This window comes from Microbacterium sp. zg.Y909, from assembly GCF_024626565.1.
This window is the reverse complement of record NZ_JANJFJ010000029.1, coordinates 1-13,497: the sequence shown is the minus strand read 5'-3', so window position 1 is coordinate 13,497 and position 13,497 is coordinate 1. Positions and strand designations below refer to the sequence as shown.

Below are 13,497 nucleotides of genomic sequence, written 5' to 3'. Positions count from 1 at the left end.
AGGGGGAGATCGGCGAGGCGCTGGCCTATCGCGACAAGGTCGGCAACCGCATGGACTGGTACTCCACGGCGGAAAGCGACTTCGGCGCCGACGTCGGCGCGCCGCCGGGCGGCGGCTTCGCAGTGAACGTGTTCCTGCGCGACGGCGACACCGTCTACCGCACCTGGCACACCGACGGCCGGGGAACCGAGCAGCTCAGCCACTTCTTCCCGCTGGTCGACATCCTGCCGTGGGGGCGCCAGGAGGAGTGGCAGGATTCGCCGGAGGGGTGGCCGCAGGTGCCGGCCTACTCCGGGTGGCTCGATTCACCCGACATCGCCCGCCTGTACGGCCCGGCCTGACTCAGCCGCGCCGGTGCTCGTCGCCCGTGATCACGGGGACCACGCCGGTGACGGTGCGCTCGTCTTCCCAGCATGAGATGCCCGTGACGCCGGGGAGCCGGTCGCGCGTGAAGACCGGGTCCCGGCCCTCTTTGCGCTGCTGTGTGAAGTCGCGGAGCAGCCGGAAGACGAGCCCCGACAGCAGGGCGATCGCCACCAGGTTCACCAGCGCCATGATGCCCATGATGCCGTCGGCGGTGTTCCAGATCAGATCGGCCGAGGCGATGGACCCGAGGAAGACCACCAGCACGACCGCCACGCGGTACGTCTGCAGGAAGCGACGCTTCGGCGAGATGAACTCGATGTTCGACTCGCCGTAGTAGTAGTTGCCGAGGATCGAGCTGAACGCCAGCAGGAAGATGATGATGCTGAGAAGGATGTTCGACCAGGGTCCCAGCGTTCCCACGATGGCGTTCTGGGTCAACCCGATGCCGCGGCCGGCGCCGGCGAGGTCGGGCGTCGAGACGAGGATGATGAACGCCGTGATCGAGCACACCAGCAGTGTGTCGAAGTAGACGCCCAGGGTCTGCACCAGCCCCTGCTTGACGGGGTGGGTGACGGCTGCGGTCGCGCTCGCGTTGGGCACCGATCCGAGGCCGGCCTCGTTGGAGAACATGCCGCGCTTGACGCCGTTCATGATGATGACGCCGAGCGTGGCGCCGACCACCTCGTTGAAACCGAAGGCCTGGGTGTAGATCGACAGGAACGCCTCGGGGAGGCGCTCGATGTTGAGGGCGACGATCACCAGGCCGAGCAGCAGGTAGGCCAGCGCCATCGCGGGCACCACCGCCTGGGTCACGTGCGCGATGCGGCGGAGTCCTCCGAACACGACGAGGCCGGTGAGGGCCGCCAGGACCGCGCCGACGACCCACGGCACCCACGAGACGTCACCGCCGAAGCTCGACGAGACGGTGGCGCTGATGGTGTTGGCCTGCAGCGAGCTGAAGGCGAACGGGAAGCACACGATGAGGATCACGGCGAAGACGATCCCCATCCAGCGCGCCTTCAGCCCGTACTGCATGTAGTAGGCGGGGCCGCCGCGGAAGCCGTCGGCATCGCGCACCTTGAACAGCTGGCCGAGGGTGGATTCGACGAAGCTCGAGGCGCCCCCGATGAACGCCATCGTCCACATCCAGAACACCGCACCGGGGCCGCCGATGGCGATGGCGGTGCCGACGCCGGCGATGTTGCCGACACCCACACGGGATGCCGCGGAGAGCGTGAACGCCTGGAACGCCGACACCGACTGCGGGGTGCCGTCTTCGGAGCGGGGCGTGCGATCCCCGAGGGTGCGGAACATCTCCGGGATGAGGCGGAACTGCACGACGCCAGAGCGGACGGTGAAGTAGATGCCGAGCACCGCGAGGATGGGAAGCACCGCCCACGTCCACAGGGTGTCTCCGGCGGCGAGGACGGCATCGTTCACGGCATCCATCCCGACAGTATCGTTCGGGTTGCGCGAGGTTTCGACCAGTGGCGCCGCGCCGTGCGAGACGCTACGCGCGCGCCGCCTCGGGGGCCGCGACGCCGTGCACCGGGTGCTCGCGCTCGAGCGCCGAGCCCTCCACGTCGACGTCGGGCATGACGCGGTCGAGCCACTTCGGCAGCCACCAGGCGGCGTTCCCGCACAGATGCATGAGCGCGGGGACGAGCATCATGCGCACGATGAAGGCGTCGAACAGCACGCCGATCGCGAGGCCGAAGCCCAGCGGGCGCACCATGCCGAGGTGGCTGAAGACGAAGCCGCCGAACACGGAGATCATGATGATGGCCGCGGCGGTGACCACCGCACGGCCTCCGCGCACCCCGGCCACGACGGCGGCGCGTGCCGGCAGACCGTGGACGTAGGCCTCGCGCATGCCTGACACCAGGAACAGCTGGTAGTCCATGGCGAGCCCGAACAGCACGCCCATGATGATGATCGGCGCGAAGCTCAGCACCGGTCCCGGGTCGTGCACGCCGAACACGTCCGCAAGCCACCCCCACTGGTAGATCGCGGTCACGGCGCCCAGCGCCGCGAACAGCGACAAGACGTAGCCCGCCGTGGCGATGATCGGCACCAGCAGCGAGCGGAAGACGAGGATCATGATGAGCAGCGACAGCCCTACGACCACGGCGAGGTAGACCGGCAACGCATCGGCCAGCTTCTGCGACACGTCGATGTTGCCCGAAGCCTGGCCTGCGACGCCGAGAGTGATGCCGCCCTCGAGTGGCGATGCGTCGCGCAGCTCGTGCACGAGCGCTTCGGTGCTCTCGCTGTTGGGACCCTCGGCGGGGATGACCTGGAACGCGAATACGCGCCCGTCGTCCGAGACGGCCACCGGCGCCACGGCGACGACGTCATCGCGGTCGGCGAGGAGCGTCCCCAGCTGCACCTGCGCCGCGACCTGGTCGGCCTCGTCGACCGTCTGCGGGGTCTCGGCCACGACGAGGAGGGGACCGTTCTGTCCCGCGCCGAACTCCTCCGCCACCGTCGTGTAGGCGCGGTACTGCGGGGTGTCCGTGGCCTCGCTCGAACCGTCGGGCAGCCCGAGCCGCATCGACAGTGCCGGAATCGCCACGATGAGCAGCACGATGACGGCGAGCGCCGCCGCGCCGACCGCGCGAGAGGTGCGCATGGGCCTGATCTCCGGGCTGGTGTGGTCGGGGTGCCCGACGGTCGCGCGCGCCTTGCGCGTGAGCACCCGCATGCCGATGAGCCCCAGGATCGCCGGGGTCAGGCTGATCGACACGAGCACCGCGATGAGCACGCAGACCGCACCGACGATGCCCATGACACCGAGGAAGGGGATGCCGGTGACCAGCAGCGCCGCCAGCGCCACGATCACGGTGGACCCGGCGAACACCACGGCGTTGCCCGCGGTGCCGTTGGCCAGCCCCACCGACTCGGGCACCGACATGCCGGCCAGCATCTGCCGACGATGGCGGTTCATGATGAAGAGCGAATAGTCGATGCCCACGGCGAGCCCGAGCATGACGCCGAGGATCGGGGTGACCGAGGCCATCTCGACGACGTCGGAGAAGGCGAGGGAGCCGGCGACGCCGACGCCGACGCCCACGACCGAGCTGATGAGCGGCGTGACGGCAGGCAGCAGTGCCCGCATCATGATCAGCAGCACGAGGCCGGCGATGGCCACGCCCACGATCTCGCCCACGCCGATGAGGCCTTCGGTCGTGGCGGCGATCGTGGCGGAGTAGTCCACCTCGACGCCGGGGATGTCGGCGGCGTCGAGCATGTCGGCGATCTCCCCCTTGGTCGACTCCGGCAGGTCGAACATCGTCTCGTCGAACTGGATCGCCGCGAGCGCGGTAGCGCCGTCGGGCGACACGACCCGGATCTCGTCGGCGAGGCCCATGAGGGCGGCGCCCTCGTCGAGCTGCTGCGTCTGCTCGGCGATCTGGGCGCGCCCCGCTTCGATCTCCGCGGCAGCGGCGTCCAGCTGTGCCTGCTGCTGGTCGAACTGCGCGGCGGCCATGTCGTAGAAGCCCGCCGCCTGGGCCTGCGCGATGGCGGCATCCAGCTGCTGCTGACCAGCCGTCAGCTGGGCTTGGGCGGCGTCGAGCTCGGCGAGGCCTGCCTGCAGCTGCTCGCGACCGGTCTCGAGCTGCGCGGTCTGCGCCGCGCGCTGCGCCTCGACCTCGAAGGGATCGGTGACGGCGGCGACGCCGTCGACGTCGGCGACATCCTGAAGGAGCGCCGACACCGCGCGCTGCTGCTCGTCGGTCAGTTCCGCGCCGTCGTCTGCGGTGAACACCGCCGTCGCACTCGCGCCGGTCAGGTCCGGAAACGTGTCGGAGAGCTGGTCGTTGACGCGCTCCGTCTCGGTCCCGGGAATGCCGAAGCTCGACGCGAGCGAGCCGCCGAAGGTGAGGAAGGCGCCGCCGGCCAGGCCGAGCACGATCAGCCAGCCCACGATGACGGTCCAGGCGCGCCGTGCGCTGAATCGGCCCAGGCGGAAAAGGAGTTCGGCCACGGAGGGACCCTTTCGACAGAAGGAGAGGAGGTGTGGCAGCGGGCCGGTATCCAATCTATGCGCGAACCGGTGCAATAGGATTCCGACGTGTCCAACCCCGATGCTGCGACGGCTCACTACTGGTACCGCGACGGTGACGACGATCGCCAGCGCCGTGCCGTGGAAGTGCTGCAGGCGTTCCGCGTCTATCGAGCCGCCGAGCTGGCGATGCGCCGACGTACCCGCGAGGCCATGTCGATGGGCGAGAACGAGCTGCTCGTGCTGCGTTACCTGCTGAAGGCCGAGGCTGAGGACCGCCGGGTCTCCCCGTCCGAGCTGGCGCGTTACCTGGCGGTGTCCACCGCCTCGACGACGGCCATCATCGACCGCCTCGAGAAGTCCGGTCACATCGTGCGCAGGCCCCACCCCACGGATCGCCGCAGCATCCACGTGATCGCCACGGAGAAGTCCGACCAGGAGGTGCGCGAGACGCTCGGCACCATGCACGCGCGCATGATGGATGCCGTCCGAGACATGACGCCCGAGGAGAGCCGCGCCGTCATCGAGTGCCTGACGCGGCTGCAGGACGCCGTGGACCAGGTGGAGCCGCACGAATAGGCGGATCTGGACTAGTTACTCGGCCGCGGAGTTACCCGTCGAATTGACATTCGCCTGCTCGCGGGCGACGTGAAAGCATGGGCGAGTGAACGACGCGAGATCCGCTCCCGCCGACGGCGCCCTGCTGCAGGTCGACGGCGTCGTGGTGGTCTCTTTCACCGCCGCGGCATCGCGGCTCGCCGCCGAGTTCCCGGGAATCACCAGCGCGCGCATCGAGGCGCTCCTGGTGAGGGAATGGGACGCGTTCTGCGCCGGCCGGCCCCTCGTGATCCCCGCCGCGGTGGAGGATGGGGCGCGGGAGATGCTCGGCGAGCCCCCCGCCTGAGCCTGTGATCGCCTCGCCGCGCCGCTAACTTTCTCCACGTGCATTTCGCTAGACAATCTAGTAATCTGGCGAGCTAGCAATGCGGGGGGATAAGGAACACCATGGGTGATCTGTACTACGGCATGAACGCGGCACGCGTGGAGATTCCCGATCGTCTCCTCGCTCACCTCAAGGTTGTCATCGCGACCAAGCTCCGTCGCGGCGAGAGCTTCACCCTGTCGTGGCAGCACGCTCCGGATGAATTGGGGGGTCGCAGCACGATCTGGCTGCAGCCCTCGATTCCGCTGCGCTTCGTCTTCGATTCCGACGAGCCCGAGGTGCTCAACCCCGACGTCATCCGCGATCTCGCCACGGCGGCGAACTCTTCCGGCGGGCTGTCCGTGGACCTGACCGACACGGTGCCGGAGCCGGTGATCGGACCGGTACGCTGACCGCATGGGGCGATTCATCTACGACACGGTCAGCAACTCGGTGGAGGTCGAAGACCGCACCCTCGCGCACCTGCGGATCGTGTTCATGAACAAGCTGCGTCGCGGCGAGCCGTTCATGTTCGACGTCGACGCAGGAACCGGCAGCGACCGCCGCAGCTTCTGGATCCACCCCGCTGTTCCCCTGCAGTTCCTCTTCCACGGCAGCCGCTCCCCGCGGATCAACCGCGTATGGGTGGAGGCCCTCATGCAGGCGGCCAGTGGGCCGAACGGATTGAGCGTGGTGCCCGAGCCCCGCGAAGACGCGGTGCTCGAAGAGGGCTGACGTCCCAGCGCGGCAGCTAGGCCTCGGGTCCGCTGCCTGCCGGCGTCGGATCCAGCTGTTCCGGCACGAGCATGATGCCGCCAGAGGAGTTCGCCGAGTTGGCCAGCTCCTCCACCCACGCGCGGCTCAGGACCGCCGGCTCCGGATCGTCGAAGACGAAGCGCAGCGGAATCGACGGGTGCACCCAGATGGTGCTGCGGCCGCGGGGGTCGTCATCGGCGTGGCGCCACGAGACGGTGAAGCTCTCGCCTCGGCGCAGCTTGGTGGCAATGACCACCTTGAGGTGCGCCAGCGCCCGGTCCTCGATCGGGATCGCCGTCATCTCGCCGCCATAGAACATGGTGCCCACGGCGCCACCATACCCAACAAGGGCGCGTCAGCGCACGTGCCGCCGTTTGTCAAGACCGCACCGCGTCGCCGGGTCGCGAGGCAAGGTGGTGGGGACAACCGAGGAGGTGTCCCCGTGCGTTATCCCTCAGAAGAGCCGAGTCCGGCCGAGACCGAGGCGAAGGCAGCAGCGCTCTTCGCCGAGCTTCCCGAATTCGACGTGGTCGACGGCGAGCTGCTGCCGCGGGTGCGACGCCGCCTCCCGCGCCGCTAGTCGGGCGACGAGCCGAGCTGTCCCCGCAGGGCGACGACCGCATCCCATACCGCGTCCGCGGTCTGCCGTTTCGTCCCCGCGGCCTCTCCGACGACGGCGCCGCCCTCTCCGACGATCACCACGGCGTTCCGGGTCGACTCGAACCCCCGCTCCCAGCCCACTTCGTTGAGCACCAGCAGATCGACGCCCTTGCGCTCCCGCTTGCCGCGGGCGCGTTCCAGCCGTTCGACGGCGTCGGCGCCGGTCTCGGCGGCGAACGCCACCACGGTCTGCCCTTCGCGGCGGTGGGCCGCCAGGCCGGCGACGACGTCGGGGTTCTCGACGAGTTGCAGCGTGAGGGTGCCGTCCCCGTGCTCCTTGGTGAGCTTCGCGGTCGACACCTGCGCCGGGCGGTAGTCGGCCACGGCTGCCGCCATGACGAGCACATCGGCGTCTGCTGCCTCGTCGCGCATCGCCTGCTGCAGCTCGCGTGCGGTGCCGACCGGGCGGATGCGGATGCGCCGGTCGGCGGATGCCGGAGCCAGCGCGTCGCCGTCGACGTGGGCGGTCACCAGGATGACCTCGGCCCCGCGCGCCACGGCTGCCAGTGCGAGCTCGACACCCTGCCGACCGCTCGAACGGTTGCCGAGGAAGCGCACCGGGTCCAGCGGCTCGCGGGTGCCGCCCGCGCTGACGACGACCCGCAGCCCGGCGAGGTCGGTGCGCGCCCGGGCGATCGCCATGGCGGACGCGAAGATCTCGTCCGGCTCGCTCATGCGCCCCTGGCCGGAGTCCGTGCCCGTCAGGGCGCCGGCCCCGGGGCCGATCACATGCACCCCGCGCTCCCGAAGCACCGCCATGCTGTGCTTCGTCGCGGGGTGCTCCCACATCTCCGTGTGCATCGCCGGGGCAACGACGACCGGTGCCCGGGTGGCCAGCAGCGTGGTGCCCAGCAGATCGTCGGCGAGCCCGGTCGCCATCTTCGCGAGGGTGTGGGCGGTGGCGGGTGCGATGATGATGAGGTCGGCGCGCTGACCGAGAGCGACGTGGCGCACCTGGGCCACGTCGTCGTGCAGCGAGGTCGTCACCGGGTTGCGGCTGATGGCTTCCCATGTGGGCCGGCCGACGAAGCGCAGCGCGGCGTCGGTGGGGACCACGTGGACGTCGTGACCGTCAAGCACCAGGAGACGCACCAGATGCACGGACTTGTAGGCGGCGATGCCACCGGTCACTCCGACCACGACGAACACGGCTCGATTGTCGCATGTGCGCGGCGCGTGGGACGGCGAAGGGAGACACGCGGATGTGCACGGTGATCGTGGCGGTGCCCGAGTCCTCGCGTCAACCGGTGCGGCTGATCGCCGTGCGCGATGAGGACCCCGACAGGGAATGGGACGGGCTCGGGCCCTGGTGGGTCCAGCAGCACCCGGGGGCGATCGGTGTCAGGGATCGCCGCGCGGGCGGTGCATGGCTCGCGGCCGATCCGCAGCGCCGGCGGCTCGCGGTCGTGCTCAACCGCGAGGACCTCAGCGCGCGGCCGGACGACGAGGTGACCACCCGGGGCGCCCTGGTGCTGGAATCGATCGCGGGACGCTCACCCGAAGCGGTCCCGACCACACGGGGGTTCAACCTCGTCGAGGTGGGCCCGGAGGGCGTGAGCGTCGTCTCGTGGGACGGCCTGGCCCGGCGGGAGCAGCGGCTCGAGCCCGGCATCCACATGATCGCCCACGACGACGTCGACGACCGGCGCACGGCCCGCATCGACGCGTGGCTCGATCGCTTCCGCGCGGCGGGGCCGCCGGCGGGCGCGTTCGATGAGTGGCTTGCGGTGCTCGACGAGGCCGCAGCGCTGTCGCCGCAGGATGACCGCGCCATCATCCGCGACAACCGCCCGTTCGGGTACCAGACGCTGTCGCTGCTGCTGTGCACGGCGTGCGTCGGACCGGACGGCGTGGAGGTGCACTACGGCGCCCTCGACCGCCCGGGGGTGTGGCAGCGCGACGCGATCGGCGCCGCCTGATCAGGCGAGCGTCGTGGGGTCGCGCAGCAGCGCGTCGAACGCCGCCTCTGCCGCGCCGACGAGCAGCCGGTCCTCGGCCAGCAGGGCAGGGCGGATCTCCAGATCCTCCGCGCACGCCGGCATCGCCTGGGCTCGCACCGCCTGCAGCAGCCCGTCGAGGTCGGGTCCGGCCAGGGTCGCGAGGAAGCCGCCCAGCACCACCACCGAGGGGTTCAGCACGTTGACGGCGTTCGCCAGGGCTGTGGACAGGATGCGGCGCTGCCGCGCCACCTCCTCGGTCACCGACGGTGACGTGCTGGTGTGCAGGACCGCGGCGAGCGTCGGCTCGTCGGCCGACGCCAGGCCGGCCACGGCCAGCAGGCGCGCGCGGCTGACCTCGTCTTCGAGCACGCCCGCACCCGCCCGACGGTCGGTGACGTTGGCGATGCCGGGGCGGTTCTGCCCGAACTCCCCGGCGTAGCCGCCCGCGCCGCCCACGGCCATCCCCTGCACGATCAGGCCACCGCCGATGCCGCTCGCGCCGCCGTTGAGGTAGACGAGGTCATCCACCCCTCGGCCGGCTCCGAAGAGGTGCTCGGCGATGACGCCCAGCGAGGCGTCGTTGCCGACGGTGGTGGGTAACCCCGTGGCCCGGGCGACGAGGTCGCGCACCGGGGCGTCGGTCCAACCCAGGTGAGGCGCGGTGCGGACGAGACCGTCGATGGCGCGCACGAGGCCCGGAACGGCGAGCCCCACGGCGACGATCCGGGCCGATGCCAGTGCATCGCCGCGCCACTGTGTGATGCGCGCGGCGAGCAGGCCGGCGATCTCATCCGGGGTTGCGAGGTGGTCCAGCTCGATGCGGTCTCGCAGGCGCACAGTGCGGTCCAGCCCGATGGCGGCGATCTCGAGCGCGTCGACCTCGGGGTTCGCAGCGATCGCCACGACGTCGGGGGATGCCGCGACGACCGGTGAAGGGCGGCCCACCCGTCCGACGGCGGCGGGTGCCTGCTCGACGACGAGCGCGCGGCGGGCGAGTTCGGAGACCAGGTCCGCGATGGTGGAGCGGTTGAGTCCCGTCGTCTCGGTGAGGGTCGCGCGGGAGAGCGGCCCCCCCTGATGCACCAGGCGCAGCAGGCGGGACAGGTTGCGCTGCCGCACGCCGTCGCCGGGTATGTGGGAGTCGGTCACGGCACCACCCTAGGTGACGGCGGCGGCGCGCACCGGGAGGGCGGAGCCCGAGAGACTACGCCCGCCACAGGGGTGCGTCAACGGGGAGGGAAACGTTGTCGAAAACGTTTGACGGGTTGCCGCGCCCTCGTTACGGTCGGACGACCTCGCGGGGGTGACCCCGCACATCGGGACTCAAGGAAGAGGTCGCACGATGCAACATTCACCATTCCGCCGCGCTCGCGCCGGAACCGAAAGGCGCGGCATAGGTCGCCCAGCGGGAGGCGTCGCCGTGGCGGCGGCGCTGGCGCTGGCCATGACCGGGCTCGTCTCGCCGGCGCAGGCCGCCGAGACGTATGACGTGGAGATCCGCGTGACCGGCGGCGGTGAGACCACCGGCGCCGGGACGTACGCTGCGGGCGAGACCGTGCAGCTGGACGCCACGCCCGCAGACGGCAACGTCTGGGGCGGCTGGACGTCCGAGCAGCTCGACTGGCTCCGGGCCCGCCTGGACACGTTCACCATGCCGGCATCCGACGTCGTCATCGACACGTCGTTCCGGCCACAGGCGAGACCCCTGAAGGAGGTTTACGACGGGCTCTTCCAGATGGGCAACATCTGGTCGGGACCGCAGACGTACGAGGCGGGCTCGCCGGCGTCGGAGCGGATGGAGCGCGACTTCGAGGTGATCACGGCGGAGAACGCCATGAAGCCCGAGTCGCTGCTGCCCAATGCCAACATCGACGACACCACCGGTGACTTCACGTTCAACTGGGGCCAGGCCGACCAGTTCGTGGACGACACCATCGCCCGCGGATCCACGGTTCACGGCCACGTGCTGGTGTGGCACGGACAGTCGCCGCCCAAGCTGAACTCCGGCACCACGGGCGGCACCCGTGAGCTGGCCCGCGAGAACATGCGGGAGTACATCGAGGAGGTGCTCACGCACTTCAGCGGTCGCGTTCCCACCTGGGACGTCGTCAACGAGGCCTTCGTCGACGGGCTGGACTCGTTCGACCCGGCGACCCAGAACTGGCAGGACTTCCTGCGCGGCGGCCCGAACGGCGGGCAGTCGAACTGGTACCAGGTCTACGCGGAGGGGGCGGACGCCGCAGCGGGGGAGACCCCCGGCGACTTCATCTACGACGCGTTCGTGTTCGCGCGCCAGTACGGTCCCGAGGTCAACCTGCAGTACAACGACTTCAACATGTTCCAGTCGGCAGGCAAGGGCCGAGCGGCGATCACGATGGCCAAGGAGCTCAACGCCCGGTATGCCGTCGATCACCCTGAGGACCCTCGGCCGCTCATCGAGACCCTCGGCATGCAGTCGCACAACTACATCAGCCAGACGTCGGCCTTCGCGTGCGGTGACCGCACCGAGCTCGGGGGTCTGATCGACGAGGATGCCGAAGGCTGGCAGGCGGGCGCGTGCTCGAACGCCGCGTCGGTAGAGGCGACGATCCAGCAGGCCATCGATGCCGGCCTGAAGGTCGCCATCAGCGAGCTGGACCTCTTCGTCTGGGAGGCGTGGAACGCCGAGCCCGAGACATCGGACGCGGCGAACTACCGGGACCTGAACGACCCTGAGGTGCGCGAGCGCATCTCGCGCGGCGAGTTCACCTACTGGGTCGACAAGATCTCGCACCGCGCCGAGCTCGAGGAGATCCAGGCGCAGCGGTTCGCGGAGTACTTCTCCGTGTACACGAAGTACGCCGACGATATCGACCGGGTCACGTTCTGGGGCCTGAACGACCAGCGCAGCTGGCGTGCCACCCACAACCCGCTGCTGCTGAACGGCGACTGGTCCGAGAAGCTGGCCATGTGGGCGGTGTCCGACCCCCAGGGCTGGTACGACCGCGACGCGGCAGACGGCGACGGGATCGTGGTCGAGGCCACCGTGCCCGAGGCCACCGAGCCCGGCACCCTGGCCATGACCGTCGCAGACCACGGCGACGCGGTGACGCTCGAGGGCGGCCGCAACGCCGGCGACCGGCTGCGATTCACCGGCACGCTGCCCACGATCACCGTCACCGACTCCCGCAACGACGAGCAGGCGGGCGGCGGCGGGTGGTCCACCTCGGGCCAGTCCACCTCGCTCGTCGCCGGTGAGCGCACGCTGACCGCCGACTACCTCGGCTGGACGCCCAAGGTGCTCACCCCGCGCCCCGGCGTCTCTGCCGGAGCGTGGGTCGCAACGGCGCTGAGCGATGGGCCTGGTCTGGCCACCGCACAGCGTCTGGCCGCAGCCACGGACGACGGCAGGTACGGGTCGACCGAGCTGAGCGCCGGCCTGGTGCTCGACGTGCCCATCGGCACGCCTCCGGGCACCTACCGCGGCACCCTCACGGTGTCGCTGTTCCCGGTGGACTGACACCGGGACACGCAAAGGGGGGTGGACGCCGGCCCGACGGCATCCACCCCCCTTCTGCGTGCGTTGCGGCTTACGGCCGTGCGGCCTCGGGGGCGGGCGCGGATGCCACGGCATCGGCCACGGCGGCATCGATGCGTGCCTGCATCCGCTCACGGGACCGGCGCCGCTGACTGCGGATCACGAAGAACGCGAGCACGAGCAGGGCGAGGAGGGCGAGCTGTGCCCAGGGGATCGTCCAGACGGTGAACGTCGTGGATGCCGTCTGGGTGGGAGCGGCGATGTCGTCCTCGCCCACGACCACGGGCGTCACGGTGATCTCGCCCCAGCCGAACACGAGCGGCCAGCCGGTCAATGCCACGCTCGCCGGTGCGCTCCGGCCCGGAAGGACCTCTCGGATCTCCTGGGTCGCGCTGGTCGCACCGAGCCCGAATGCTCCTTCCACGCCGACGACCGTCGTGGCGCCGAGTCTGACGTTGCCGTCGTTGGCCAGCGTGTATCCGACCTGCACGGTGCCCGGGGCGAACGGATTCCACGAGGGCTGCCACGTGGCCGTCACCCCGGCGGGGGTGATCGCGGCGACGACGTCGCCCGCGACGCGGAGATGCACCCGGACGCCGACCCTGCTGGCCATCTGCACGGCGTCCCCGTCGGCCTGCACGAACTCGGCGACCACGCCCGCGGGGTGGTCGCCCGGGGAGGCATCCGCAGGCACGCTGATCGTGACGGGGATGGTCACGGCTGCCCCGGCATCCAGGGCGACGACCTGTCCGCCTCCGGGGCGCGGGGTGGAGCCCTCGACGGCCGCGACGCTGATCCACGACCCGCCGTCGACGGGCGTCTCCTCGGGGGGCAGCAGGTCGAAGTCGCCGCTGTCCGAGATGATCCCGTCGCTCGCATAGACGCCGAACGACGCCGGCTGCGCGCTGAAGTTGGTGACCGTGACGAAGTCCTGGGCGCTCGATCCGGGGTCGATGGTGTGCCGCAGTGAAACCCGCGAGTTCGGGCCGTTCGCATCGGCTGGCTCGATCGACCAGGTTGTCGCGCCCTCGGTGCTCTCGGCGGCAGCCGCGGTGGGAGCGAGGGCGAGAGCCACCACAACCGTCGCAGCGAGGAGCGAAACGGTCTTGTTCACGGGTGCCCTTCGGTCGGAGTGCGCAGTGTAAACGTGACCCTAGGACGGGCCATCGGCACGGTCAACGTACCGGACCCCGGCGGGAGGCGGATGGGCTGGACGCGGCCTCCGTTCCGGTATACGTTGTCGTCAGCAACATTTAGCGCCACCAACGAAGGAGCGTCATGCCCACCCCCACCCGCGACGACAAGTTCTCGTTCGGCCTCTGGACGATCG

The 13,497-nt window shown here is 70.3% G+C and carries 14 protein-coding genes; 8 read left to right on the top strand and 6 right to left on the bottom strand.

The genetic code is table 11. The annotated features are described in order from the left end of the window. A partial coding sequence (locus NQ160_RS04315) for a DUF899 domain-containing protein (protein ID WP_257514014.1) occupies positions 1 to 341 on the top strand: 341 nt, incomplete at its 5' end. 1 nt (position 342) lies between these two features. On the opposite strand, the gene NQ160_RS04310 is transcribed toward NQ160_RS04315, so the two are convergent. Further along, positions 343 to 1,815: an alanine/glycine:cation symporter family protein gene (locus NQ160_RS04310; protein WP_257514013.1), complete on the bottom strand. Its 1,473-nt coding sequence runs from the start codon at positions 1,813 to 1,815 to the stop codon at positions 343 to 345. 61 nt (positions 1,816 to 1,876) lie between these two features. Next, complete coding sequence (locus NQ160_RS04305; protein WP_257514012.1) at positions 1,877 to 4,354, bottom strand: MMPL family transporter; 2,478 nt, start codon at positions 4,352 to 4,354, stop codon at positions 1,877 to 1,879. Between the two features lie 87 nt (positions 4,355 to 4,441). On the opposite strand from NQ160_RS04305, the gene NQ160_RS04300 reads away from it, so the two are divergent. The 4 genes from NQ160_RS04300 (at position 4,442) to NQ160_RS04285 (ending at position 6,029) form a co-directional block, all read left to right on the top strand. Next, positions 4,442 to 4,951 (top strand): MarR family winged helix-turn-helix transcriptional regulator, encoded by a 510-nt coding sequence (locus NQ160_RS04300; protein WP_257514011.1) that lies wholly within the window; start codon positions 4,442 to 4,444, stop codon positions 4,949 to 4,951. An 85-nt stretch (positions 4,952 to 5,036) separates the two neighbouring features. Beyond that, on the top strand, positions 5,037 to 5,276 hold the full coding sequence (locus NQ160_RS04295; RefSeq protein WP_257514010.1) for a hypothetical protein: 240 nt from the start codon (positions 5,037 to 5,039) through the stop codon (positions 5,274 to 5,276). Positions 5,277 to 5,377: 101 nt separating this feature from the next. Then, positions 5,378 to 5,707, top strand: coding sequence for a DUF7882 family protein (locus tag NQ160_RS04290; RefSeq protein WP_257514009.1), 330 nt, complete (start codon positions 5,378 to 5,380; stop codon positions 5,705 to 5,707). A 4-nt stretch (positions 5,708 to 5,711) separates the two neighbouring features. Then, entirely contained in the window at positions 5,712 to 6,029 is a 318-nt protein-coding gene (locus tag NQ160_RS04285; protein WP_257514008.1) for a DUF7882 family protein, read from the top strand. Between the two features lie 16 nt (positions 6,030 to 6,045). On the opposite strand, the gene NQ160_RS04280 is transcribed toward NQ160_RS04285, so the two are convergent. Beyond that, positions 6,046 to 6,378 (bottom strand): DUF7882 family protein, encoded by a 333-nt coding sequence (locus NQ160_RS04280; protein ID WP_257514007.1) that lies wholly within the window; start codon positions 6,376 to 6,378, stop codon positions 6,046 to 6,048. 114 nt (positions 6,379 to 6,492) lie between these two features. Between NQ160_RS04280 and NQ160_RS04275 the strand changes: the two genes are divergently transcribed. Continuing rightward, positions 6,493 to 6,630 carry a hypothetical protein gene (locus NQ160_RS04275; RefSeq protein ID WP_257514006.1) on the top strand — a complete coding sequence of 46 codons (138 nt, stop codon included), beginning with the start codon at positions 6,493 to 6,495 and terminating at the stop codon, positions 6,628 to 6,630. Here the strand turns inward: NQ160_RS04275 and coaBC are convergent. Continuing rightward, the gene (coaBC, locus tag NQ160_RS04270; protein WP_257514005.1) at positions 6,627 to 7,859 is read right to left on the bottom strand and encodes a bifunctional phosphopantothenoylcysteine decarboxylase/phosphopantothenate--cysteine ligase CoaBC; all 1,233 of its coding nucleotides are present in this window, start codon (positions 7,857 to 7,859) and stop codon (positions 6,627 to 6,629) included. The two genes, NQ160_RS04275 and coaBC, sit on opposite strands and share 4 nt — an antisense overlap. A gap of 53 nt (positions 7,860 to 7,912) precedes the next feature. Between coaBC and NQ160_RS04265 the strand changes: the two genes are divergently transcribed. Then, positions 7,913 to 8,629, top strand: coding sequence for an NRDE family protein (locus tag NQ160_RS04265; RefSeq protein ID WP_257514004.1), 717 nt, complete (start codon positions 7,913 to 7,915; stop codon positions 8,627 to 8,629). On the opposite strand, the gene NQ160_RS04260 is transcribed toward NQ160_RS04265, so the two are convergent. Beyond that, positions 8,630 to 9,799 (bottom strand): ROK family transcriptional regulator, encoded by a 1,170-nt coding sequence (locus NQ160_RS04260; protein WP_257514003.1) that lies wholly within the window; start codon positions 9,797 to 9,799, stop codon positions 8,630 to 8,632. It abuts the gene before it with no gap. 271 nt (positions 9,800 to 10,070) lie between these two features. Here NQ160_RS04260 and NQ160_RS04255 point away from each other — a divergent pair, with 271 nt between their 5' ends. After that, complete coding sequence (locus NQ160_RS04255) at positions 10,071 to 12,149, top strand: endo-1,4-beta-xylanase (protein ID WP_257514002.1); 2,079 nt, start codon at positions 10,071 to 10,073, stop codon at positions 12,147 to 12,149. A gap of 70 nt (positions 12,150 to 12,219) precedes the next feature. Here the strand turns inward: NQ160_RS04255 and NQ160_RS04250 are convergent, their stop codons facing one another. Beyond that, positions 12,220 to 13,281 (bottom strand): DUF916 domain-containing protein, encoded by a 1,062-nt coding sequence (locus NQ160_RS04250; protein ID WP_257514001.1) that lies wholly within the window; start codon positions 13,279 to 13,281, stop codon positions 12,220 to 12,222. Between the last annotated feature and the right edge of the window lie 216 nt (positions 13,282 to 13,497).

Bases quoted from the DNA above. Each gene is read 5' to 3' on its own strand.
- NQ160_RS04285 (WP_257514008.1), top strand. From the start codon at position 5,712: ATGGGGCGATTCATCTACGACACGGTCAGCAACTCGGTGGAGGTCGAA.
- NQ160_RS04310 (WP_257514013.1), bottom strand. From the start codon at position 1,815: ATGGATGCCGTGAACGATGCCGTCCTCGCCGCCGGAGACACCCTGTGG.
- NQ160_RS04265 (WP_257514004.1), top strand. From the start codon at position 7,913: ATGTGCACGGTGATCGTGGCGGTGCCCGAGTCCTCGCGTCAACCGGTG.
- NQ160_RS04290 (WP_257514009.1), top strand. From the start codon at position 5,378: ATGGGTGATCTGTACTACGGCATGAACGCGGCACGCGTGGAGATTCCC.